The following is a 21,612-nucleotide window of genomic DNA, read 5'->3' as shown; positions in this document are numbered from 1 at the left end:
CTCACTGAGAACAAACGCAAAAACCCACGCCGCACAATGTGCGCGCGCGGGTCCGCGGATTGGCACTCTGCGAGGACAAGCTCGCCGTTACCATTTGTCAATCTAGTTCAGCTGAAGGTGAGTGTCAACGCCTGTGGATAGACGCCGAGGCCGGGGTGCACATGGCAGCCCCGGCCTCGAATTGCGATGAAAAGTCGCGTCTAGACTCAGATCAGCGTCAGAGCCTGACGTGCGATTGCCAGCTCCTCGTTGGTGGGAACAACCATGACGGTGATCGAGGAATCATCGGTCGAAATGGTTGTGGGAGCAGAGAAACGCTGGTCGTTGATCTCGTTATCGATACGCACACCGAAGGGGAGCAGACGCTCGCAAACTTCGCGGCGCAGATCAGCATCGTTTTCGCCAATGCCAGCGGTGAAGGTAATGACATCCAGGCCGCCAAGTTCGGCGGTGTAGGAACCGATGTACTTGATGATGCGGGTGACGTAGATGTCCAGGGCCAGGCGTGCGCGGCGCGCAACCTCGGGATCCTCGGAATCAACCATGTCGCGGACTGCGCGCATGTCGTTTTCGCCGGTCAAGCCCTTCAAACCCGACTGCTTGTTAAAGAGGTCATCAACCTCGTCGGCGCTCCAACCGGTCTGACGCTGCAAGTGGAAAACAACGGCGGGATCAATGTCACCGGTGCGAGTTCCCATGACCAAGCCCTCGAGAGGGGTCAAGCCCATAGAGGTGTCAATGGGGCGGCCAGCCTTAACGGCAGAGACGGATGCACCATTGCCCAGGTGCAGAACGATCTGACGCAGAGCGTTATCGCCCAGCAGGGAGGCGACCTTTTCGGAAACGTACTGGTGAGAAGTTCCGTGAGCGCCGTAACGACGGACTGAATACTTCTCGGCAACTTCCTGCTTCAACGCGTAGGTTGCGGTGTCCTCAGGCAAGCGCTGGAAGAAAGCGGTGTCGAAAACCGCGACGTGAGGAGTATCGGGCATGAGCTCGCGAGCAACATCGATGCCCTTGAGGTGCGCGGGGTTGTGCAGGGGAGCCAGTGCGCACAGCTCATCGATGAGGTCACGAACTTCGTCGGTGATCAGAGCCGGACCGTCGAAGTACTTACCGCCCTGAACGATGCGGTGACCAACGGCCACGATGTTGGCCTCGGCAAGAGAGGGACCGACCTCATCGAAGAGGCGCAGAACTTCGCGCATGCCAACTTCATGATCAGCAATGGGCTCGTTCACATCGACGACCTTCTCGCCGTACTTGTGCTGGATGTGGCCCTCGGATTCGCCGATGCGCTCAACCAAGCCCTTGGCGATCGCATCGCCGTTGTCGGGGTTGATGAGCTGATACTTGATAGAGGAAGAACCAGAGTTAATAACAAGAACGGTGTCGGTCACGACGTGCCTTTCTAAGAATCACCTGCGAGGCCGCGGTGTGCGGGGCAATGTAATGCATGGATGAGTGGTCTGATGAGTGCAGTTTACGCGTGGAAGTGATGGAGACGGAATTCGGGGGTGTGGGATTGTCCCCACACCCCCGAGAATTCTCAGCCCTGCGCCTGAACGGCAGTTAGGGCGACGGTGTTGACGATGTCTTCAACCAAAGCGCCGCGTGAGAGGTCGTTCACGGGCTTGTTGAGTCCCTGCAGAACCGGGCCGATTGCGACCGCACCGGAGGAACGCTGAACGGCCTTGTAGCCAATATTTCCAGCGTTGAGCGAGGGGAAGATGAAGACGTTCGCGTGGCCGGCAACGGGGGAGTCGGGAAGCTTGACCGAGGCGACGGCCTCGTCAACGGAAGCGTCAAACTGGATCGGTCCTTCGAGGGCCAGATCGGGGGCCTTTTCGCGAGCCAAGCGAGTGGCCTCGACAACCGCGTCCACGTCCACGCCCGAACCGGAGGTTCCGGTCGAGTAGGAGAGCATTGCAACCTTCGGATCGAGGCCGAACTGGCGCGCGGTTGCAGCCGAGGAAATCGCGATATCTGCCAGCTGCTCGGGGGTCGGGTTGGGGTTGACGGCGCAGTCGCCGAATGCCCACACGCGATCCTTCAGCAGCATGAGGAAGACTGAAGAAACGATCGAGACGCCGGGAGCGGTCTTAATGATCTGGAAGGAAGGAACGATGGTGTGAGCGGTGGTGTGGATTGCACCAGAGACCATGCCGTCGGCGTCGCCCATGTGGACCATCATCGTGCCGAAGTAGGAGACATCGCGAACCTTGTCGCGAGCCTGCTCGATGGTCACGCCCTTCTTGGCGCGCAGGCGTGCGAATTCCTCCGCGTAGCGCTCCGCGTATGCGGGGTCGTCAACGGAAACGACGGTAGCTGCCGAGACATCCAGGCCAAGCTCCGCAGCGCGTGCGTTGATTGCCTGCGCATCGCCGAGCAGTACCAGATCGGCAATTCCACGTTCAAGAACAATGGCTGCTGCGCGCAGGACACGATCGTCTTCCGGTTCGGGCAAGACGATGCGCTTGCGGTTGGAACGTGCGCGGTCAATAAGATCCGCCTGGAAGGAAAGGGGGGTAACAACCTGGGGAGCTTCCAGTGCCGAGGCCGCATCCAGAGTTTGTGCGTTGAAAGGCAGTTCGAGAACGGGAAGTTGAGTCTTAACGTGCGAGGCGACTGCTGAGGGGAGAGCAACCGCTGCGAGGCGAGTTGCGTGCTGACGCGCGCGACGATCAAGAACCTCGATCTCGCGTTCAATAAGTTCGGGGGAGGCGCCTTCGGTATCGAAAGCTGCGATGACGCGAGCGTTGGTCGATGCCGCCACGTCGAGGTTCCATCCCAAGGTGTCGAAAGTCGAAACGGAGCCTTCGGGGAGTGCATCGATCAGGACAATATCCTCTGTGTGGCTGCGGATATCTTCCACGACGCGGGGGAGGGCTTGCTCGGGGTCGGAGGTGATGGCCTCGGAAGTGGAGGTACCGGCGGCGCTCACCCGTGCCAGCGTTGAAGCGGGGACAAGCGCTGCGAAGTCGTCACTGACCTGTGAGGCGGCTTCTGCCTGGGCGGCAATGACGATAAAACGGGTGCTCACGTCTACTCCTTTATATCGGTATGTATTTTTGGCTGGATTGGTTAACAATCAAGTGAGCCGACGGGTCTATCGTAGTCCGCTCATTTAAGTGCGTCGCGCTTATGTCTGCTTTCGCGATACCCTGAAGGCATGGAAGATCAGTCCTCGGGATCGACAGGTGGAGTCGCTACCTTAGTGAGCGTTGCCTTCGTTGTCCTTGCATGCGTGCTGATTACCCTTCTTGCTGTTTTTAATCACCCGCACAAAGCTGTCCTGGTCCTGGTTGTGACGATGTTCATCATGGCGGTGATGCGTGCGGTGTGGCCTGGGCGTCCCTGGTTCGCTTCAAGGCGTCGGTGGGCGGATGTTGGATTGTATGTCCTGCTTGGGGCCGTGATTTGGTACTTCTCGCCCTACACTGCAACGCTGGGGCTCGGGTGAATGTGACGCGGTAGACAAAGCGTCCATAATGTGGTCGATGGTGACTTCTTAGGCGAAAGCTGTCACTCTTGCCAAGTCCGTACTTCTTTATACGAGGTTTGAGCAATGAGAAAGTTTCTTGAACAGAGCGGCATCCTGATCTGGGTGCTGGTAGCGATCGTTCTGGCATTGGTTCTGGGATCTGTCACTATTGGTGATTCCCACATTATGCCGTCGGCACTGGGCGATGTCTTCGTAACTTTCTCTACTATTTTCGGGCAGTTCCTGTCCTTCTCAATTCCGCTCATCATCATCGGCCTGGTGACCCCGGCAATCGCTGACCTGGGTAAGGGTGCAGGCCACTGGCTGGGTCTGACTGCGGCTCTCGCCTACGCCTCGACAATGTTTGCAGGCTTCCTGACCTACGGAGTGTGCGCCTACTTCTTCCCGAAGGTTCTTGTTGGGCAGCTGACTCAGGTCGAAACTCCGAAGGAAGTCCTCAAGACCTACTTCACCATCGAAATGCCTCCGGTCGTTGGTGTGATGACCGCGCTCTTGCTGTCCTTCGTCGTCGGCATTGGCCTGTCCTTGGTGCCTCGGGGCGTTCTGCGCAAGGGCTTTATTGAGTTCCGTGCGATCATCACCCGCTTGATCGAGAACATCATCGTTCCTCTTCTTCCCCTGCACATCTTCGGCATCTTCTTGAACCTCACCTACACCGGCGAAGCGGTTCACATCATGCGAACCCTGATCCGCGTAGTTGTCATTGTTCTGATTCTGGAAGTAGTCATTCTGCTCACGCAGTACTTTGTTGCCGGTGCGGTTGGTCGCGTCAACCCCTTCAAGGCCATCTTCACCATGCTTCCCGCGTACCTGACCGCTTTGGGAACCTCGTCCTCGGCAGCAACGATTCCTGTCACCTTGCGCCAGACCCGAAAGAATGGCGTGTCCGATGCTGTTTCTTCGTTCACGATTCCTCTGTGTGCAACGATTCACCTGGCCGGTTCAACCTCGAAGATTTTCGCCTTTGCCTTTGCGATCGTCTACACCCAGGGCATGACCGTGACCACCACGCAGTGGGTCGGATTCATCTTCATGCTCGGCATCACCATGGTGGCGGCTCCGGGCGTCCCCGGCGGCGCAATTATGGCCGCTACCGGTATCTTGCAGTCGATGCTGGGCTTCGATGATTCTGCGGTTGCCCTGATGATTGCCACCTACATTGCTCTTGACTCCTTCGGTACCGCAACGAACGTGACGGGTGATGGCGCGATCGCGATCATCATGGACCGTCTGACCGGCGGCAAGCTGGGTCCCGAGGGCGATTCCGAACACACGCGTGAGCTGGCCTTTGACGGTATGGCCTACCTGCATAAGGTTTCGGTCGAGGGTGTTGTGACCAAGGAAGAACTTGCGGAATCCGCGGCTTTGAACGGCGTAACAATCACCGAAAGCCCGCGTTCCTGAACGTTTTTTCACCCGGGATCTAGGGTGGATGCAACTGCGTGCGTTAAGCAATAGACTTAAAGCAGTTGTTCACCGATGATCACTGTGGAAATGGAGCACGACTCGTGGAGCAAGTGAGTGTCACAAGCGCGTCCGAGCCCGTAAAGATTGGTATCCTCACCTCCGGTGGCGATGCCCAAGGAATGAACGCTGCGGTTCGTGCGGTTGTCCGCACCGCGCTGGCACGTGGCGCTCAGCCCTACGCAATCCTCGACGGTTGGGCGGGAGCAGTTAAAGGCGGAGCTTCCATTCGCCAAATGAGCTGGTCGGATGCCTCGGGAATCCTTGCAGAGGGTGGAACCGTCATTGGGACTGCTCGCTGCCCCGAATTTCGTGAATACGAAGGCCGTCACGCGGCAGCCTTGCACCTGATTGAAAAGGGAATCGATCGCCTGGTCGTCATCGGCGGCGACGGCTCGCTGTCCGGTACGGAAGAGTTCCGCACCGAGTGGTCTCAACACCTCAGCGAACTGGTCGATGAAGGGGCTATCTCTGCGCAGCAAGCGCAGCTGCACCAGCGCCTCTATATTGTCGGCTTGGTTGGCTCTATCGATAACGACATGGTCGGTACCGATATGACTATTGGGGCAGATAGCGCGCTCCATCGCATCGTTGATGCCATCGACCAGATTTCTTCGACTGCAGCCTCGCATCAGCGCACCTTTGTTGTCGAAGTCATGGGACGCCACTGCGGGTATCTACCGCTCATGTCAGCGGTAGCCGGCGGTGCTGACTATGTCTTCACTCCCGAGGATCCGGCACGTGATGGCTGGGAAGATGAAATGGTCGAGCGTCTGAAAGAAGGGCGTGCTGCAGGACGACGTGAATCCATCATCATCGTTGCCGAAGGCGCTACCGACCGCGCGGGTAACCCCATTTCCTCTCAAGACATCGCTGATGCCTTCAAAGAACGTACCGGAGAGGATGCGCGAATCACCATCCTCGGTCACGTTCAACGAGGCGGCGTTCCTTCCGCGTATGACCGTTGGATGTCCACACTCTTGGGCTTTGCCGCAGTCCAAGAGATCTTGAACCCAGCTGATCCTGATGTAGCGACAATTTTGGGTGTCCGCCATAATCGGGTGACCCGAATTCCGCTCATGGAAGCAGTCCATCAGACTCGAGGCGTCAAAGACCTTATCAAGGCTGGGGACTTTGCAGCCGCGCAGGCAGCGCGTGGACGCTCCTTCACCGCGATGGTTGGAATTAACCAGCTCCTGTCGACGCCTCCGACGCTGGCAGAGAATCCCCCCAGCGGATCCGCTAAGCGCGTGGCTATCATCCACGCAGGCGGTCTTGCTCCGGGAATGAATACTGCTGCGCGCGCCGCCGTCAGGCTTGGTATCGCCAAGGGCTGGACCATGCTTGGCATTGAGGGCTCTTGGGCAGGTCTTGCTGATAATCAGGTTCGCGAGCTGACGTGGGATGACGTTGAAGGATGGGCATTCCACGGTGGTGCTGAACTTGGAACGCGCCGCCCCGTTCCCTCAGTGAACGAGTACTACGCCTTGGGACGCGCAATCGAACGCAATGAAATTGACGCCCTCTTGGTGGTCGGTGGTCTTAATGCATACCTGGCCGTCAAGGAAATGACCTCGGAGCTCGATCGCTACCCGGCTTTCCGTATTCCCATCGTTCTGATTCCAGCCTCGATCGACAATAACCTTCCCGGCGCTGAACTGGCGATTGGCACCGATACCGCACTGAATAATGCTGTGTGGGCATTGGATCGTATTAAGGAAAGCGCGGCTGCCTCCAAGCGCTGCTTCGTCGCAGAACTCATGGGGCGACGCTGCGGCTACCTCACGCTCATGTCAGGAATCGCCTCGGGCGCCGAATACGCCTATTTGAATGAGGAAAACACGACCCTGGCAGAGATTGACGAGGATGCGCACCGCCTGCGTGAAACTTTCGAGGCCGGTCGCCGTCTATTCCTTGTCGTTGTGAACGAGGAAGCAGACGCGCATTACAACCGTGAGTTCCTTGCGAATGTTTTCGAGGCCGAAAGTGACGGGCTCTACGACGTCCGTTCCTCTGCGCTTGGACACCTCCAGCAGGGCGGTGCTCCCAGCCCCTATGACCGCCTTCTTGCGACTCGCTTAGTCTTTGCCGCTCTGGGTGAATTGGACAGCCAGTTCTCGCAGGGACGTTCGCAGGCTGTCTACATCGGCGACGTGGGCAATACAATCCAGGTCCGTCCGGTAGATCGAATGTTTGACGATTTGGACATGGCAAATCGTCGCCCCTTCGATCAGTGGTGGCTTGATCTTCGCCCGATTCTCACCGCAGTGTCCATGCAGTCCCAGCCGCGAGAGCTCGAGCCGGTGACTATCATGCAAGCAGAAAGCTTTAATCACTAAGCGGGAAATTCCCGTGACCGTCGATCATCAGGAGAAAGCACGATGAGCGCAATTGACCCGACGACAACCCCCGCTTGGGCAGCACTGGATGAGCATGCAGAAGTGTTCAACCCCGATCTGCGTAGCTGGTTCCAGCAAGACCCAGAGCGCGCCCAGAAGTGGACGAAGAAAGTCGGGGACCTGTACATCGATCTGTCCAAGAATCTGATTAACGAAGAGACTCTCAATCAGCTTCTTGAACTGGCAGATCAGACCGAGGTCTTTCCTCTTCGTGATGCCATGCTTCGTGGTGACCGCATCAATGTCACTGAGAACCGTTCGGTCCTCCACACCGCGCTGCGTCGCGCTCCCGGTGAGGAACTGATCGTTGACGGACGCAATGTCGTTGCAGATGTTCGCGAGGTTCTAGATCGCGTCTACTCCTTCGCCAACCGTGTGCGCAGCGGAGAATGGCTCGGCGTCACCGGTAAGCGTGTCGCAACCGTTGTCAACGTGGGTATTGGCGGCTCTGATCTGGGTCCCGTCATGGCATACGAAGCCTTGAAGCCCTACGTCCAAGAGGGATTGGAATGCCGTTTCATTTCCAATATCGACCCGACCGACGTGGGAGAGACCACCAAGGATCTGGATCCCGAAACCACTCTGGTGATCGTAGCCTCGAAGACCTTCACCACTTTGGAGACCATCACCAACGCCCATGCGGTTCGTGACTGGTTCTTGAAGTCGCTGCGTGAAAAGGGTGTCATCGGCGATGACCCCGAACAAGAAAAGGAAGCAATTTCCAAGCATTTCGTTGCTGTCTCGACCGCGCTGGACAAGGTCGCAGAATTCGGTATCGATCCGGCAAACGCCTTCGGTTTCTGGAACTGGGTTGGCGGCCGTTACTCGGTAGATTCTGCAATTGGAACCTCCCTGGCGATCGCGATCGGTCCTGAGCACTTCGAGGAATTCCTTGGAGGCATGCGCACGATCGATCAGCATTTTGCTTCGGCAGCGCCCAAGGATAATGTTCCGCTTATCATGGGCTTGCTCAACGTTTGGTATTCAAACTTCTTGGGTGCGGACACCCATGCAGTGCTCCCGTACTCGCAGTACTTGCACCGTTTCCCCGCATACCTGCAGCAGCTCACCATGGAGTCGAATGGCAAGTCCGTGCGTCGCGATGGAAGCCCGGTCTTCTATGACACCGGCGAGGTCTTCTGGGGTGAGCCCGGAACGAATGGTCAGCATGCTTTCTACCAGCTGATTCATCAAGGAACCCGCATGGTTCCCGCAGATTTCATTGCCTTCGCTCAGCCTTCGTGGCCGATTCGCGACGCTGATGCCGATATGCACGAGCTGTTCTTGTCGAACTTCTTCGCTCAGACCAAGGCCTTGGCTTTCGGTAAGACCGCAGAAGAGGTTCGCGCTGAAGGCACTGCAGAAGAACTGGTTTCTGCCCGTGTCTTCACAGGCAACCGTCCCACGACCTCGATTATGGCGCCCGCGCTGACCCCTTCGGTTTTGGGACAGCTCATTGCGCTCTATGAGCACATCACTTTCGTCGAGGGTGCGGTCTGGGGACTGGATTCCTTCGATCAGTGGGGCGTTGAGCTGGGCAAGGTTTTGGCCAAGCAGATTCTTCCCGCGATCGAGGGCGATCAGGCGGTCTTGGACCAACAGGATTCCTCAACTCGTTCGCTCATCGAGTTCTACCGCGCGAACCGCTGACATTGAACTAAGTTCGCGTCTGGGGGCCGTGGTCATTGCCGAGGCAGTGGCTGCGGCCCTCGCTTATGCGCGCACAGTGCCGTGTGGGTGTCTGTCCCTGAGCAGCTTGGGAGAAGTGGAGGGCGTAGAGCCGAAAAGGTTTTAGTGCTGAAGATGCTCGTGTTGTGCGTGAGAGATTGATTCGACCTGGAAGGTTGAGTGCGCGATTTCAACGGGGAAATGGTGCATCGCGCATTCGTTCAGTGAGTGAATGATCTGGTCTCGTTGGCTGGCGGTGACGGCCTCGGCAACCTCAATATGTGCGGTGACGGTGATGAGGTTCGAAGCCACTGAGCTCACGTGAAGGTCATGGACCTCCTCGACCAAGGGAATCGAGAGCATGTGCTGGCGGACCTGTGCAAGATCGATTTCCTCGGGCACTTCCTCCATCAAAATTCGCAGAGTGCGAAGTAGTAGCATGCAGGCTCGCGGAGCCATAAGCAGTGCGATGAAGATCGAGGCCACGGCATCTGCGCGATTCCATCCGCCGATCAATTCAACGATTGCAGCAATGATGACCGCCAGGGACCCCAAGGCATCATTGGCCACTTCAAGAATGGCAGCGCGCATATTGAGCGAAGCGTGGCGTCCACCGATCAGGACCAAGAGTGAGAGCGCGTTCGCCACCAAACCTAAAATTCCAACCCACAGCATGGGTGTTGCATGGACCTCAACGGGGGAGAGCAAGCGCTGAATGCCTTCAACCGCAACCAAAAGACTGATGATGACCAACATGCCAGCTTGGAAGGCTGCGGCAAGAACTTCCGATCGTGCCCATCCCCATGTCCGCCGGTTATCGCGGGGACGCAAAGCAAGCGTTGTCGCGATAAAAGCGATGACGAGCCCGGCAGAATCAACCGCCATGTGTCCGGCATCGGCCGCAAGAGACAAAGAAGATGTGAAGAAAGCGGCAACAAGTTCTGCGATGAAAATCGTCCCTGTAATTGCCAGCGCAATCGCAAGCCTCTTTCGAGAGGCAGCATGTCCGTGCGAATGATCGTGACCGTGGGAATGCGTTGTGGATTCAGTGCGTCCGTCAATGGTGTTCAGTGACTCTGCACAGGGATCTTCCTTCACCCCGGGTACACACGGAGCCGCCAGATGTTCGTCTTGGGGAGAAGGAGTGAGTGAAGAACGCATGAGGCAAGCATAGCGCCCTGTCTTGACTGAAGACAGGGCGCTGAGAGTTGACGGAGCTGGTGATTAGAGTGTCAACATCACCTTTGTTGCGCGGCGCTCGTCCATTGCGGAATAACCTTCGGCGGCTTGCTCAAGCGGCAGGACTAAGTCGAAGACGGCACCCGGGTTGATCTCACCGCGGTAGATCAGATCAATCATGGTCGGCAGGTACTTGCGCACGGCAGCGGGACCGCCGAACATGTGCACCTCCGCACTAAACATGCGACTCATGTCTAGGGAGACGCCGTGGGGAACGCCCACGAATGACAGGTGGCCACCGGGGCGCACGCAGCCCAGAGCTTGGTCGAAGGATGCTTCGTTGCCCACCGCCTCGACGACGCCGTCAGCGCCCAGGCCGTCGGTCATTTCCTTGATGCGTGCGATGCCCTCTTCACCGCGCTCTTCGACAATGTCGGTTGCGCCAAATGTGCGGGCCAGTGCCTGACGATCCGCATGGCGCGACATCGCGATGATACGGGACGCGCCCAGCTGTTTGGCAGCGATGATCGCACCCAAGCCCACGGCACCGTCGCCCACGACAACAATGGTCTTCCCGGGGGCGGCCCCGGCCTCGTCGGCGGCAAACCAGCCGGTGCCGAGGACGTCGGAAGCAGCTAGGAGCGAGGGAAGCTGCTCGGGTGTGGGGGCTGCGGGCGTCTTTACCAGGGTGCCGTCCGCGAGGGCCACGCGAGCGTACTCGGCCTGGGTGCCGCCCGCGCGCGTGCCGACGAAAGGATCTCCTTGGGCGGCGGCGGTCGCGCAGCGCGAGGGGTATCCGGCGCGGCAGATTTCGCACTCACCGCAGGAAATGCAGAAGGAACCGACGACGAAGTCGCCGGGCTTGACGGTTGTGACGGCGGAGCCAACCTCTGTGACCGTGCCGACGTACTCGTGGCCCATGCGCCGTTCGTGGACGGGCTGAGCACCGCGGTAAGGCCACAGGTCCGAGCCGCAGATGCACGTGGCCGCCAGCTTGATGATGGCGTCAGTGGGTTCCAGGATGGATGGCATCGGCATGTCTTCGACGGTGACGTTGCCGGGTTCGTGCATGACTACAGCGCGCATGACTCTCCTTGGGTAGAAGGATCTGTGCCCATAACGCTAGTTCGTAAATAGCTGGGTCTGCAGTTGATAGAGTGCGATTTCACTGAAGGCAAAGATTGCTCTCTCAGCCTGCTGATTCGTAAGCAAGTACACTGAAGCCCATGGCTTTCACTGTTACCAGCGTTAATGTCAACGGAATCCGCGCCGCACACCGCAAGGGCATGATGGAGTGGCTCGACGCCAACCCCTGTGATGTTCTTCTTCTCCAAGAAGTCCGTGCAGATGAAGAGATCGCCACCGAACTGCTGGGTGATTCGTGGGAAAGCATCATTCTTCCCTGCCGAATTAAGGGACGCGCTGGCGTTGCAGTCGCAGTACGCAAGGATAGCGCTCATATCAGTGGAGAACCGCGCCTTTTTCTTGATGATCAGGAAACCGATGTCGATTCGGGACGCTGGCTAGAAGCAGTGGTTGAAACCAAGGCGGGGCGCGTCCGCGTTGTTTCGGCCTACTTCCACTCGGGCGAAAAAGACACCCCCAAGCAGGACGCGAAGATGGCTCACCTTCCGCGCATTGGTCAGCGCATGGGAGAGCTTCTTTCCGAGGCCGAAGCGGGTTCTCCGGACGTCTTGGGAACCGTTGTGGCTGGAGATTTCAATATCGTTCGCACCAGGTCCGATATTAAGAATTGGACGTCAAACCACAATAAGCGTGCGGGCGTACTCGATGAGGAAATTGCATTCCTTGATCAGTGGCTTGACGCGGGGTGGCACGACGTCATGCGCGACCTTGCTGGAGATGTTCAGGGACCCTACACCTGGTGGTCCCAGCGCGGTCAGGCATTTACCAATGACACCGGTTGGCGCATCGATTACCAGTTCGCAACACCCGCACTGGCTGCAAAGGCTCAGTCTTTCTCAATCGGCCGTGCGGCCTCGTACGAGGAACGCTGGAGCGACCACGCCCCACTTTCGGTGAGCTACGAACTCTAAGAACTCAGGCGCTCTCGAAATCAAAGAGGGCCATGGAGGAGTAAACGCCGTTCTCATCCACGCGATCTAAGCGGAATCCGGGAACCATCCACGAGGCCTCGTCGCAGGGGCCCAAACTCATTGCGCGATCAAGGAGCGCGTCGGAGACACCCTGCGCCAGGGTCACGTGAGCGTGATAGGGGAAGCGTGCGGGTGCATCCAAGGGACCCGAGCGAATATCTTCGGCCAACATCGTGCACTCGCGCTCGCCCTCGGCAAGGGAAAGGTAAACCACGGGAGAAACGGGACGGAAAGTGCCGGTGTCTCCCAGGGTGACGCGGAAAGGCGTGTAACGCTGAGCGACGCCGCGAAGGTGTTCGATCACTTCCTCGCGACGTTCCATATCCACCGCTGTTGGCGGAAGAATCGTGATGTGCGCGGGCACTTTCGTACCCTGATCATCCCCAAGGCTTACGCGGATATCGGTAAGAACGCTTACCCATGGTTCAGGCAGGGCAATAACAACGCCCAGCCATTCTTGGCCCGGTAAGCGCTGTGGAAGATACATTGAACTACCTGAAATGGGGAATAGGAACCTGCTCATGGTACATGGACGTAGGGGTCCGAAGCACATTGAGCTGGCAAAGATCGTTGCGTAGAGAACTGCCTGAATAGGCTAGGCTTGTCGGTAGTGTACGAGTTTGAAACACCCAAGGAAGTGTGCACGTGGAACTGTCATGGTCAGCGGCTTTAAGCGCCGAAGAAGGACGCAAACTAGCTGCTCAGCTCTTTGAAGAAACTTTTGGCTACCAGCCCCAAGATGTCTGGTCTGCCCCTGGGCGTGTCAACGTCATTGGTGAGCACGTCGACTACAACGGTGGTCCCTGCTTGCCAATCGCGCTGCCGCATCGGGCATTCATTGCCTATGCCCCCCGCGAAGACCGTTTGTTGCGCTTGGTCTCGCCCCAGACTCGCGAGGCCGTCGATGAGTTGGACCTAGACCGCATTGCTCCGCGCGGCTGCGAGGGCGAAGTAAGCGGCTGGGCCGCGTATCTTTCTGGCGTTGCCTGGGCCCTTGAGAAATCGGGGTACGGTCCGCTTCATGGTTTCGACGCCGCGCTCTACTCGTGCGTGCCCCGCGGTGGCGGGCTTTCATCCTCGGCTGCGCTTGAGTGCGCGATGGCTGTTGCGATCGACGAGGCCGAGGGGCTGGGTCTGGCTGGAAACGTGAGCCAGCCCAATGACGCCGGTCGAACAATACTTGTCGAGTGTGCTCGCATGGCAGAAAATCAGATCGCAGGCGCGAACACCGGCGGCCTGGACCAGACTGCTTCACTGCGTTGCCAAAGCGGACACGCGCTGGCACTGGATTGTCGAGATATGAGTGTTGAGCACATTCCTTTCGATCTGGAATCGCAAGGGCTTGCTTTACTGGTCATTGATACCCGTGCTGCTCATTCACTCGCGGACGGGCAGTATGGTCAGCGTCGTGCCGATTGTGAAGAGGCCGCACGCCAGTTGGGCGTTGATCAGCTTGTTGACGTCGAGGACCTCGAGGCTGCCACTCAAGCTTTGAGTGATGAGCGCTTGATCAAGCGTATGCGTCACGTTGTTTCTGAAATTGCGCGCACCCGCGCCCTTATTGAGCTCCTTAAAGAGGGGCCGCTTGAGGGAGAGCGCCTCAAAGTTGTCGGCGCCCTCATGAATGATTCGCATGACTCACTGCGCGATGATTACGAGGTGTCGTGCCTGGAGCTCGACGTTGCCGTTGACGCCGCGCGAGCAGCCGGGGCCTACGGAGCGCGGATGACCGGTGGTGGCTTTGGTGGAAGTGCAATTGCGCTTGTTGACCGCGAGCGCCTAGAGGAAACCGCACAGGCGGTCGCGCAGGCTTATAGCGAACGTGGATTGGATGCCCCGGCATTCATTGTCGCTGTACCTTCCGAGCCGGCCGGCAAACTCTGATTCCTCTGATTGACGCATGAGCGAGGTGTGCCACCTCTTTCCTGGACGCAGATGCAGGAAGGGGGTGGCACAATCGTTCTATGACTTCAACGGATCCCTGGATGGTTGTCGGCCTGGGTAACCCTGGCGCGCAGTACGCCAATACCCGTCACAATGTCGGCCATATGCTCATCGATCTTCTTGCCCACAATGCGGGAGTGCAGCTCAGTTCACACCGCTCGGGAACCCACTGTGCGGATATTCGGCTGGGAATGCTCCCCGGAGGGATCCCCGGACCCCGCGTTATTGTCGCAACCAGCGATTCCTACATGAACACCTCCGGCGGCCCCATTGGTCGCCTTGCAAAGTTCATGAATGTTGATCCCTCACATCTTCTGGTTGTCCACGATGATCTGGACCTTCCGGCTGGCTCATTGCGCTTGAAGACAGGCGGTGGCGAAGGTGGGCACAACGGCTTGAAGTCGATCTCCCAGGTACTGGGGACAAAAGACTACAACCGCCTACGTATCGGGATTGGACGTCCGTCGGGACGTATGAATCCTGCTGACTACGTCTTAGCGCGGATGAATGGCAGCGAGCTTGATGACCTAGCCGTCACCATCGCCCAGGCCGCTGATGTTGTCGAAGATATTGTGACCACCAGTTTCAGTGAGGCGCAGCAGCGCCTGCACACGCGTCAGGGAGCCTAAGTGCCACAGTTTTCTGCTCTTCTTCCCGTCTTTGCTCAGGATGAGGCGCTTCATCGCGTCCTTGAATCCATCGATCACGGTGAATCAGGATGTGTTGTTGCTCCTGCGGGTGCGCGCATTCCTCTGATCGCATCGATGGCTCAACGCCGGGATAAGACAATTTACGTCGTCGTTCCTACGGGACGTGAAGCAGAAGAAACCGCAAGCGCTCTGCGCGCATGGGTTGAAGACGTCGAGGTTTTTCCCTCATGGGAAACGCTTCCTCATGAGCGCCTGTCGCCACAAGTCGACACCATGGCGCAAAGAATTGCCGTCCTACGTCGTCTGATCCACCCGCAATCGGGAGACGAACATGCCGGGGCGCTGAATGTCGTTGTCATCCCCGTTCGCGCTCTCATGCAGCCCATCATTCACGGGATCGCGGACCGCGCCCCCGTACGTGTCAAAGCCGGGGATATCGTCGATCTGCCCAACCTTGCCAGGGAGCTTGAAAACCTGGGTTATACGCGCGTCGATATGGTTGAGCAGCGCGGACAGTTCTCGGTTCGCGGTGGCATTCTCGATGTTTTCCCACCTCAGGAAGCGCACCCCCTGCGTATCGAATTGTGGGGGGATGAGGTCGATGAGATCCGCGCCTTCTCACTGTCAGATCAACGAACATTGGGAGTTGTTGATTCGGGTGTCTGGGCTGTTGCCTGCCGCGAATTACTGCTGACGCCGCAAGTTCGTGCAAAGGCCCGTAGCGAGATGGATCGCCTACCTGGCGCCGCAGAGATCCTCGAGCTTGCCTCTCAGGGGATTGCGGCTCCCGGCCTCGAATCTTTGGCACCGATCCTTGTCGGTGGAATGGATTCCTTCCTCGACCTAATCCCCGCGGGCGGATTATTTGTCGCAATCGATCCCGAACGTATTCGCGCTCGCGGCGCTGACTTGGTTGCAACTACCGAAGAATTTCTCTCTGCCGCATGGTCACAGGCCGCAGGTGGGGGAGCGGTCCCTCTCGAGGCGGGCGATGCCTCTTTCATTCCCCTAGAGGAAATTTGGGGAGCGCAGGGACGCCCGTGGTGGGAACTGACGGCGCTTCCCCCGGCTGAACTTGCCGAGGCCATGGCCAAGAATTCCCACGGCCTCGGGGAAGAGGCCGAAAGCGATGTCGCATCGGGAGCGCTGCTCAAAAAGGAAGCGCACTCGGTCATCGTGTCGGATACCTTGGTGGCGCTTGGTGCGCGCGATGTTCGCCCCTACCGAGGGGACTACACTCGCGCACTTGAGGATATTCGAACGCTTATTCGCAGCGGATGGACGCTTATCTTGGCCGCAGAAGGTGAAGGTCCGGCACGGCGTTTGTATTCGATTGCAACCGATGCGGGAATCGGAAGCCGAATTGTTCAAGAAATCGATCCCACGCAGGATTCATCGGTTCTTGATGTTGTGGCGGCTCCCCGCACGAAGGGCTTCGTCGCGCCGGATCTGAAACTGGCGATCATCTCTGAATCGGATCTTTCTGGGCGAGTTGGTGCAACGACTCGCGATATGCGCAAGATGCCCTCGCGGCGACGCAAGGGTGTTGACCCGCTCAGCCTGCATTCGGGCGACTACATCGTCCATGACCAGCATGGCATTGGGCGCTTCATTGAATTGGTGTCCCGAACCGTTGGACGCGGTGATGGCCAGGTGACCAGGGACTACCTGGTCTTGGAATACGCGCCCTCGAAACGCGGCCAGCCCGGAGACCGGCTATTCATCCCCACAGATAGCCTGGATCAGATCTCGAAATACACCGGCTCTGATCAGCCCGCACTGACCAAGATGGGCGGTGCCGACTGGGAGAAAACAAAAGCTAAGGCGCGCAAAGCTGTTAAGGAAATCGCGCAAGAGCTCATCCGTCTGTATGCCGTCCGTCAGGCGACGAAGGGGCATGCCTTCGGTCCAGATACCCCTTGGCAACGTGAATTGGAAGATTCCTTCCCCTACGTCGAGACTCCCGATCAGCTGGTCACTATCGACGAAGTCAAGGCGGATATGGAAAAGCCGATGCCCATGGACCGTCTACTGACGGGCGATGTTGGCTATGGAAAGACCGAAATTGCAGTGCGCGCGGCTTTTAAGGCGATTCAAGACGGGAAACAGGTCGCGCTACTGGTTCCAACGACCCTTCTGGTTCAACAACATGCGGAAACTTTTGCGGAGCGTTACGCGGGATTCCCGGTGACGATCGGTACCCTCTCGCGCTTCTCAACGCCGAAGGAAGCAGAGAAAGTCAAGGAAGGCTTGGCCTCGGGAGGAGTGGACCTGGTGATTGGTACCCACTCCCTGCTCAGCGGTGCCGTTGCTTTCAAAGACTTGGGTCTGGTCATCATTGATGAGGAACAGCGTTTTGGCGTTGAACACAAGGAAACGCTTAAGGCGTTGCGCGCGGATGTTGATGTTCTCTCGATGTCGGCAACGCCTATTCCCAGAACTTTGGAGATGGCGGTTTCGGGTATTCGTGAAATGTCGATCCTCCAGACTCCTCCCGAAGAACGACAGCCCGTCCTGACCTTTGTGGGTGCCCACACCGATGCGCAGGTTAGTGCAGCGATTCGCAGGGAACTCCTGCGCGATGGGCAGGTTTTCTACGTCCACAACCGCGTGGATTCGATTTCTTCGGTCGCAGCACATATTCAAGAGCTTGTTCCCGAGGCGCGAATTAGGGTCGCTCACGGAAAACTCAACGAACATCAGTTGGAAAGCGTCATCGTTGATTTCTGGAACCACGATTTTGACGTGCTGGTGTGTACGACCATCGTGGAAACCGGCCTGGATATTTCCAATGCGAATACATTGATCGTGGACCGCGCGGATACCTTTGGTCTGTCCCAATTGCACCAGTTGCGTGGGCGTGTGGGCCGAGGCCGCGAGCGCGCTTATGCGTACTTCTTCTATCCCTCGGATCGCCCGCTTTCAGAAACCGCCCACGAAAGGCTGCAAACGATTGCCCAGAACGCTGATCTGGGGGCGGGGCTTGCCGTTGCCCAGCGTGATCTTGAGATCCGAGGCGCCGGTAACCTTCTGGGAGGCGCTCAATCTGGACACATCGAAGGCGTGGGCTTTGACCTGTACGTCCGGATGGTTGCCGATGCGGTTGCGGCCTTCAAGGGGCAACGCAAGGAAGAGAAGAAAGACCTGCGCCTAGACGTGACCGTTGATGCGCATATTCCCGAAAGCTATATTTCCGCAGAACGCTTGCGTTTGGAGGTCTACGGCAAGATCGCTGCGGTGGAAAACAGTGAGCAGGAAAAGGACCTGCGCGATGAAATTACAGACCGCTACGGGCCCATTCCGCCTCAGGTGGACTTGCTCTTCGAAATTGCGCGCCTACGTGCTCTTCTTCGACAGATCGGAATCGACGAAGTCGCCACACAGGGCAAGTACCTGCGTATTCACCCGATCGAATTGAAGGAATCTCAGGCGCTTCGTCTGAAGCGTTTGTACCCCGGTTGTGTCGTTAAAGCTGCGGTTCGCCAGCTTTTGGTTCCTCTCCCCATGACGGCGCGGGTTGGGGGAGTACCTTTGACCGATCACGCCTTGATTGAATGGATCGAGAACCTTCTGACAAAGGTTCTGAATCCGACCGTGGCTTCAAAGCGCTGATGAGAGCGCTACACTGACACTGACTACGAAGTGAAAGAACCGGAGGATATTTTCATGGTTTCACGTGCGCGCGCATCAAAGGCCGCGATCCTTCTTGCCGTGTGTGGTTTGGGACTCGGAGCTTGCTCTGCTCACCCGGGAACCGCCGCAATCGTTGGAGATACGCGTATCAGTGAAGCCGATGTGAGCTTGACCAGTCAGCAGCTCAGTGGGCTGCTTGGTCAAGATGTCGATGCCTCACGGTTGCTTCCGACTCTGAACCAGAACCTGGCCATCGGCAAGGTTGCCGAGAAGAACGGCATCACGGTCTCTGACCAGGAAATCACTGACAGCCTTGCTGAGATGGGACAAGAAGTTGTTCAGCGTGGTGGGAAGAGCACGCCCATTACGAATCCCAGCCCTTTGCTGAAGACCATCATTAAGAACTCGATCGCCCAGCAGAAGCTGCGCTCTTCTGGGATGTCTCAAGAGCAATTGGCCCAGGCGAATGCGGAATTGGCAAACACGATCCAGACAACCAAGGTTGAAATCAACCCCCGGTACGGCACCTTGGATCCGCAAAGTGGTTCGCTGACTCAAGGTGTTTTCGCTGACGTCATCCGCGCCAATAGTGGAGCACAGCGGTAGCTCGACGAAGACTGATCGATCGTCTAAATGTGATGTATCGCCCACCCTTCGGGGTGGGCGATACGGCATTTATGGGGACCTATGTCTAATTTCCGCCAAATAACGAATGAATGCCGTCATGAATATGCAGCGGTGTATGGGTGTAGCAGTTCTGCTTGAGCTTCGAATGTACTAGCGTTAGACACGACAGTAGTCACGTAGTTAATCGATTGGAGAATTAACGTGGCAAGCATTGAAGCAATCGGAGCTCGCGAGATCCTTGATTCCCGCGGTAACCCCACCGTCGAGGTTGAGGTCGTCCTTGAAGACGGCACCTTTGAGCGCGCAGCAGTTCCCTCTGGTGCATCCACCGGTGCATTCGAGGCCGTTGAACGTCGTGATGGCGACAAGGGTCGTTACCAGGGCAAGGGCGTTCAAGACGCCGTTGACGCCGTGAACGAGATCATCGCCCCCGAACTCATTGACGAAGACGCATCCGATCAGCGTCGTATCGACGAGATCATGATCGAGCTGGACGGCACCCCGAACAAGGGCAAGCTCGGCGCCAATGCAATTCTCGGTGTCTCCCTTGCTGTTGCAAAGGCTGCAGCTGAGTCCGCAGGCCTGCCCCTGTACCGTTACCTGGGTGGCCCCAACGCTCACATCCTTCCCGTTCCCATGATGAACATCCTCAACGGTGGTTCTCACGCAGACACCAACGTTGACATCCAGGAGTTCATGATTGCTCCTCTGGGCGCACCGACCTTCCGTGAAGCCCTCCGCTGGGGCGCAGAGGTCTACCACACCCTCAAGGCAGTCATCAAGGAACGCGGTCTGTCTACCGGTCTGGGCGACGAGGGCGGCTTCGCGCCGAACCTCTCCTCCAACGCCGCTGCGCTGGACCTGATCATCGAGGCCATCGAGAAGGCTGGCTTCAAGCCCGGCACCGATGTTGCACTCGCACTGGACGTTGCTTCCTCTGAGTTCTTCAAGGACGGCCTGTACCAGTTCGAAGGCGAAGGCCGCTCGACCGACTACATGGTTTCCTACTACGAGAAGCTCATCCGCGACTACCCGCTGGTCTCCATCGAAGACCCGTTGTCGGAAGACGAATGGGATGCATGGACCGCACTGACCGCAGAAATCGGCAACCGCGTCCAGCTCGTTGGCGACGACCTCTTCGTCACCAACCCCGAGCGTCTGCGCAAGGGTATCGAGCTGCACGCAGCAAACGCACTGCTGGTCAAGGTGAACCAGATCGGTTCGCTGACCGAGACCCTGGACGCCGTGGAAGAGGCACACCGCAACGGCTACCGCTCCATGACCTCGCACCGTTCCGGCGAGACCGAGGACACCACCATTGCTGACCTCGCAGTTGCCACCAACTCCGGTCAGATCAAGACCGGTGCTCCGGCTCGTTCCGAGCGCGTCGCGAAGTACAATCAGCTCCTGCGCATCGAAGAGGATCTCGACGATGCAGCAGTGTACGCGGGTCGTTCCTCCTTCCCCCGCGCTTCCTTCTGAGAAGAACGCACTGACACGCTCCTAGAAGCGTGAATAAGGGTGGGTGACGAGAAATCGTCACCCACCCTTCATTTTGCGATCCGTCCCTCATTTGCTACCACGCGAGTTTTAGAGTCGACCCGAGTGCCCGATGTAAGGCACCATAGGGACATGGCTCAGAAACCGAAAAAGGGACGACCGGTCGTTCCAAGCGCCCGCAGGCGGCGCAGCGTCTCTGAGCCCGATGCGCAACGGCGGCCTCGGCAAGGAAGTCGAAATCCTCTGCGTTCTTCTGCGCCAGGCTCCCAGGCCTCGACTTCAGCGAGCTCTTCTCGCCCGCAAGGCGGAAGGAAGGAAGAGCGAGCGGCCCGGACGCGTACTTCTGCGTCTGCAACAGCGCAGCGCCCTGCCTCCCTGTCCTTTGGTGGTATCGAAATCTCTCTGAGGATCTTGGGACTTCTTCTTTTGGGTGCTCTCCTTGCCCTTCTTCTGGTTCCCTCATTTATGCAGCTGTGGAGCCAAGAACGCGAATTGTCTGCGATCAAAAATAAGGTTCAACAGACGCAAGCTGATAACGACGCCAAACGTCAGCAGCTTCAACTTTGGTCGAATCCGCAATACATTGCTTCTCAGGCGCGCGAGCGTTTGGGCTACGTGAAACCCGGAGAAACTCAGTATTCGGTTCTTGATCCGGGTAAGGACTATCAGGATCAGGCTCAGGTTGCCGCCGCGCGTGAAGCTGGGCCGGCCCGCCCGTGGATCCAGGTTTTTTCGCTCACCGTCGAAGAGGCAGACCACCCAACGGGGAATATCCAAACCGCGCAGACTGCGGGAGGCAATTCTTCGACCTCTCCCAGTCAGACTCCCCAGCCCAGCGAAACGGCCGGTACGGAGCAGGGTGGTGGCGCCTCGCAAACCCCAAGCTCGCAGGGGTCGGGAAATTAACTTCTTCTTCAGCGTTCACA

At 57.9% G+C, this 21,612-nt stretch carries 16 protein-coding genes; 11 read left to right on the top strand and 5 right to left on the bottom strand.

Translation table 11 applies throughout. The features are described from left to right. Window positions 1-206 precede the first annotated feature (206 nt). Together HGAS_RS03015 and pta are read right to left on the bottom strand one after the other, a co-directional pair. On the bottom strand, window positions 207-1,400 hold the full coding sequence (locus HGAS_RS03015) for an acetate/propionate family kinase (protein ID WP_019126435.1): 1,194 nt from the start codon (window positions 1,398-1,400) through the stop codon (window positions 207-209). 149 nt (window positions 1,401-1,549) lie between these two features. Continuing rightward, the gene (gene pta, locus HGAS_RS03010; protein ID WP_019126434.1) at window positions 1,550-3,043 is read right to left on the bottom strand and encodes a phosphate acetyltransferase; all 1,494 of its coding nucleotides are present in this window, start codon (window positions 3,041-3,043) and stop codon (window positions 1,550-1,552) included. A 129-nt stretch (window positions 3,044-3,172) separates the two neighbouring features. Here pta and HGAS_RS03005 point away from each other — a divergent pair, with 129 nt between their 5' ends. From HGAS_RS03005 to pgi, 4 genes are all read left to right on the top strand, one after another. Beyond that, window positions 3,173-3,463, top strand: coding sequence for a DUF3017 domain-containing protein (locus HGAS_RS03005; RefSeq protein WP_019126433.1), 291 nt, complete (start codon window positions 3,173-3,175; stop codon window positions 3,461-3,463). Window positions 3,464-3,568: 105 nt separating this feature from the next. Continuing rightward, window positions 3,569-4,909: a dicarboxylate/amino acid:cation symporter gene (locus tag HGAS_RS03000; RefSeq protein ID WP_019126432.1), complete on the top strand. Its 1,341-nt coding sequence runs from the start codon at window positions 3,569-3,571 to the stop codon at window positions 4,907-4,909. A gap of 104 nt (window positions 4,910-5,013) precedes the next feature. Continuing rightward, a complete protein-coding gene (locus tag HGAS_RS02995; RefSeq protein ID WP_019126431.1) occupies window positions 5,014-7,308 on the top strand; it encodes a 6-phosphofructokinase in 2,295 nt (764 codons plus the stop codon). Window positions 7,309-7,350: 42 nt separating this feature from the next. Continuing rightward, complete coding sequence (gene pgi / locus HGAS_RS02990; protein ID WP_019126430.1) at window positions 7,351-9,018, top strand: glucose-6-phosphate isomerase; 1,668 nt, start codon at window positions 7,351-7,353, stop codon at window positions 9,016-9,018. A 141-nt stretch (window positions 9,019-9,159) separates the two neighbouring features. Here pgi and HGAS_RS02985 read toward each other — a convergent pair whose 3' ends face one another. Further along, window positions 9,160-10,197 carry a cation diffusion facilitator family transporter gene (locus HGAS_RS02985; RefSeq protein ID WP_019126429.1) on the bottom strand — a complete coding sequence of 346 codons (1,038 nt, stop codon included), beginning with the start codon at window positions 10,195-10,197 and terminating at the stop codon, window positions 9,160-9,162. Window positions 10,198-10,260: 63 nt separating this feature from the next. Then, the gene (locus tag HGAS_RS02980) at window positions 10,261-11,301 is read right to left on the bottom strand and encodes a zinc-dependent alcohol dehydrogenase family protein (protein ID WP_019126428.1); all 1,041 of its coding nucleotides are present in this window, start codon (window positions 11,299-11,301) and stop codon (window positions 10,261-10,263) included. Between the two features lie 140 nt (window positions 11,302-11,441). Between HGAS_RS02980 and HGAS_RS02975 the strand changes: the two genes are divergently transcribed. Next, window positions 11,442-12,272: an exodeoxyribonuclease III gene (locus HGAS_RS02975; RefSeq protein ID WP_019126427.1), complete on the top strand. Its 831-nt coding sequence runs from the start codon at window positions 11,442-11,444 to the stop codon at window positions 12,270-12,272. Between the two features lie 4 nt (window positions 12,273-12,276). Here the strand turns inward: HGAS_RS02975 and HGAS_RS02970 are convergent, their stop codons facing one another. Then, on the bottom strand, window positions 12,277-12,819 hold the full coding sequence (locus HGAS_RS02970; protein WP_009408915.1) for a 2'-5' RNA ligase family protein: 543 nt from the start codon (window positions 12,817-12,819) through the stop codon (window positions 12,277-12,279). Window positions 12,820-12,977: 158 nt separating this feature from the next. Here HGAS_RS02970 and galK point away from each other — a divergent pair, with 158 nt between their 5' ends. The 6 genes from galK (at window position 12,978) to HGAS_RS02940 (ending at window position 21,592) form a co-directional block, all read left to right on the top strand. Next, a complete protein-coding gene (gene galK, locus HGAS_RS02965) occupies window positions 12,978-14,216 on the top strand; it encodes a galactokinase (RefSeq protein WP_019126426.1) in 1,239 nt (412 codons plus the stop codon). Window positions 14,217-14,296: 80 nt separating this feature from the next. After that, complete coding sequence (gene pth, locus HGAS_RS02960; RefSeq protein ID WP_019126425.1) at window positions 14,297-14,905, top strand: aminoacyl-tRNA hydrolase; 609 nt, start codon at window positions 14,297-14,299, stop codon at window positions 14,903-14,905. After that, window positions 14,906-18,538, top strand: coding sequence for a transcription-repair coupling factor (mfd, locus tag HGAS_RS02955; protein WP_019126424.1), 3,633 nt, complete (start codon window positions 14,906-14,908; stop codon window positions 18,536-18,538). Window positions 18,539-18,592: 54 nt separating this feature from the next. Further along, on the top strand, window positions 18,593-19,165 hold the full coding sequence (locus HGAS_RS02950; protein ID WP_019126423.1) for a hypothetical protein: 573 nt from the start codon (window positions 18,593-18,595) through the stop codon (window positions 19,163-19,165). A 222-nt stretch (window positions 19,166-19,387) separates the two neighbouring features. After that, window positions 19,388-20,668, top strand: coding sequence for a phosphopyruvate hydratase (eno, locus tag HGAS_RS02945; RefSeq protein ID WP_009408921.1), 1,281 nt, complete (start codon window positions 19,388-19,390; stop codon window positions 20,666-20,668). Window positions 20,669-20,818: 150 nt separating this feature from the next. Next, complete coding sequence (locus HGAS_RS02940) at window positions 20,819-21,592, top strand: FtsB family cell division protein (RefSeq protein WP_019126422.1); 774 nt, start codon at window positions 20,819-20,821, stop codon at window positions 21,590-21,592. The last annotated feature ends 20 nt before the right edge of the window (window positions 21,593-21,612 follow it).

This window comes from Actinomyces sp. ph3 (assembly GCF_000308055.1).
In the GTDB taxonomy this organism is placed as follows: domain Bacteria; phylum Actinomycetota; class Actinomycetes; order Actinomycetales; family Actinomycetaceae; genus Pauljensenia.
The sequence above is the reverse complement of the archived record's forward strand: the minus strand, read 5'-3'. Positions and strand labels throughout refer to the sequence as shown.

Coding starts and splice junctions, on each gene's coding strand:
- HGAS_RS02970 (WP_009408915.1), bottom strand. CDS start 12,819: ATGTATCTTCCACAGCGCTTACCGGGCCAAGAATGGCTGGGCGTTGTT.
- HGAS_RS02975 (WP_019126427.1), top strand. CDS start 11,442: ATGGCTTTCACTGTTACCAGCGTTAATGTCAACGGAATCCGCGCCGCA.
- HGAS_RS03000 (WP_019126432.1), top strand. CDS start 3,569: ATGAGAAAGTTTCTTGAACAGAGCGGCATCCTGATCTGGGTGCTGGTA.
- pth (WP_019126425.1), top strand. CDS start 14,297: ATGACTTCAACGGATCCCTGGATGGTTGTCGGCCTGGGTAACCCTGGC.
- HGAS_RS02985 (WP_019126429.1), bottom strand. CDS start 10,197: ATGCGTTCTTCACTCACTCCTTCTCCCCAAGACGAACATCTGGCGGCT.
- HGAS_RS02940 (WP_019126422.1), top strand. CDS start 20,819: ATGGCTCAGAAACCGAAAAAGGGACGACCGGTCGTTCCAAGCGCCCGC.
- HGAS_RS03005 (WP_019126433.1), top strand. CDS start 3,173: ATGGAAGATCAGTCCTCGGGATCGACAGGTGGAGTCGCTACCTTAGTG.
- pgi (WP_019126430.1), top strand. CDS start 7,351: ATGAGCGCAATTGACCCGACGACAACCCCCGCTTGGGCAGCACTGGAT.
- HGAS_RS02980 (WP_019126428.1), bottom strand. CDS start 11,301: ATGCGCGCTGTAGTCATGCACGAACCCGGCAACGTCACCGTCGAAGAC.
- HGAS_RS02950 (WP_019126423.1), top strand. CDS start 18,593: ATGGTTTCACGTGCGCGCGCATCAAAGGCCGCGATCCTTCTTGCCGTG.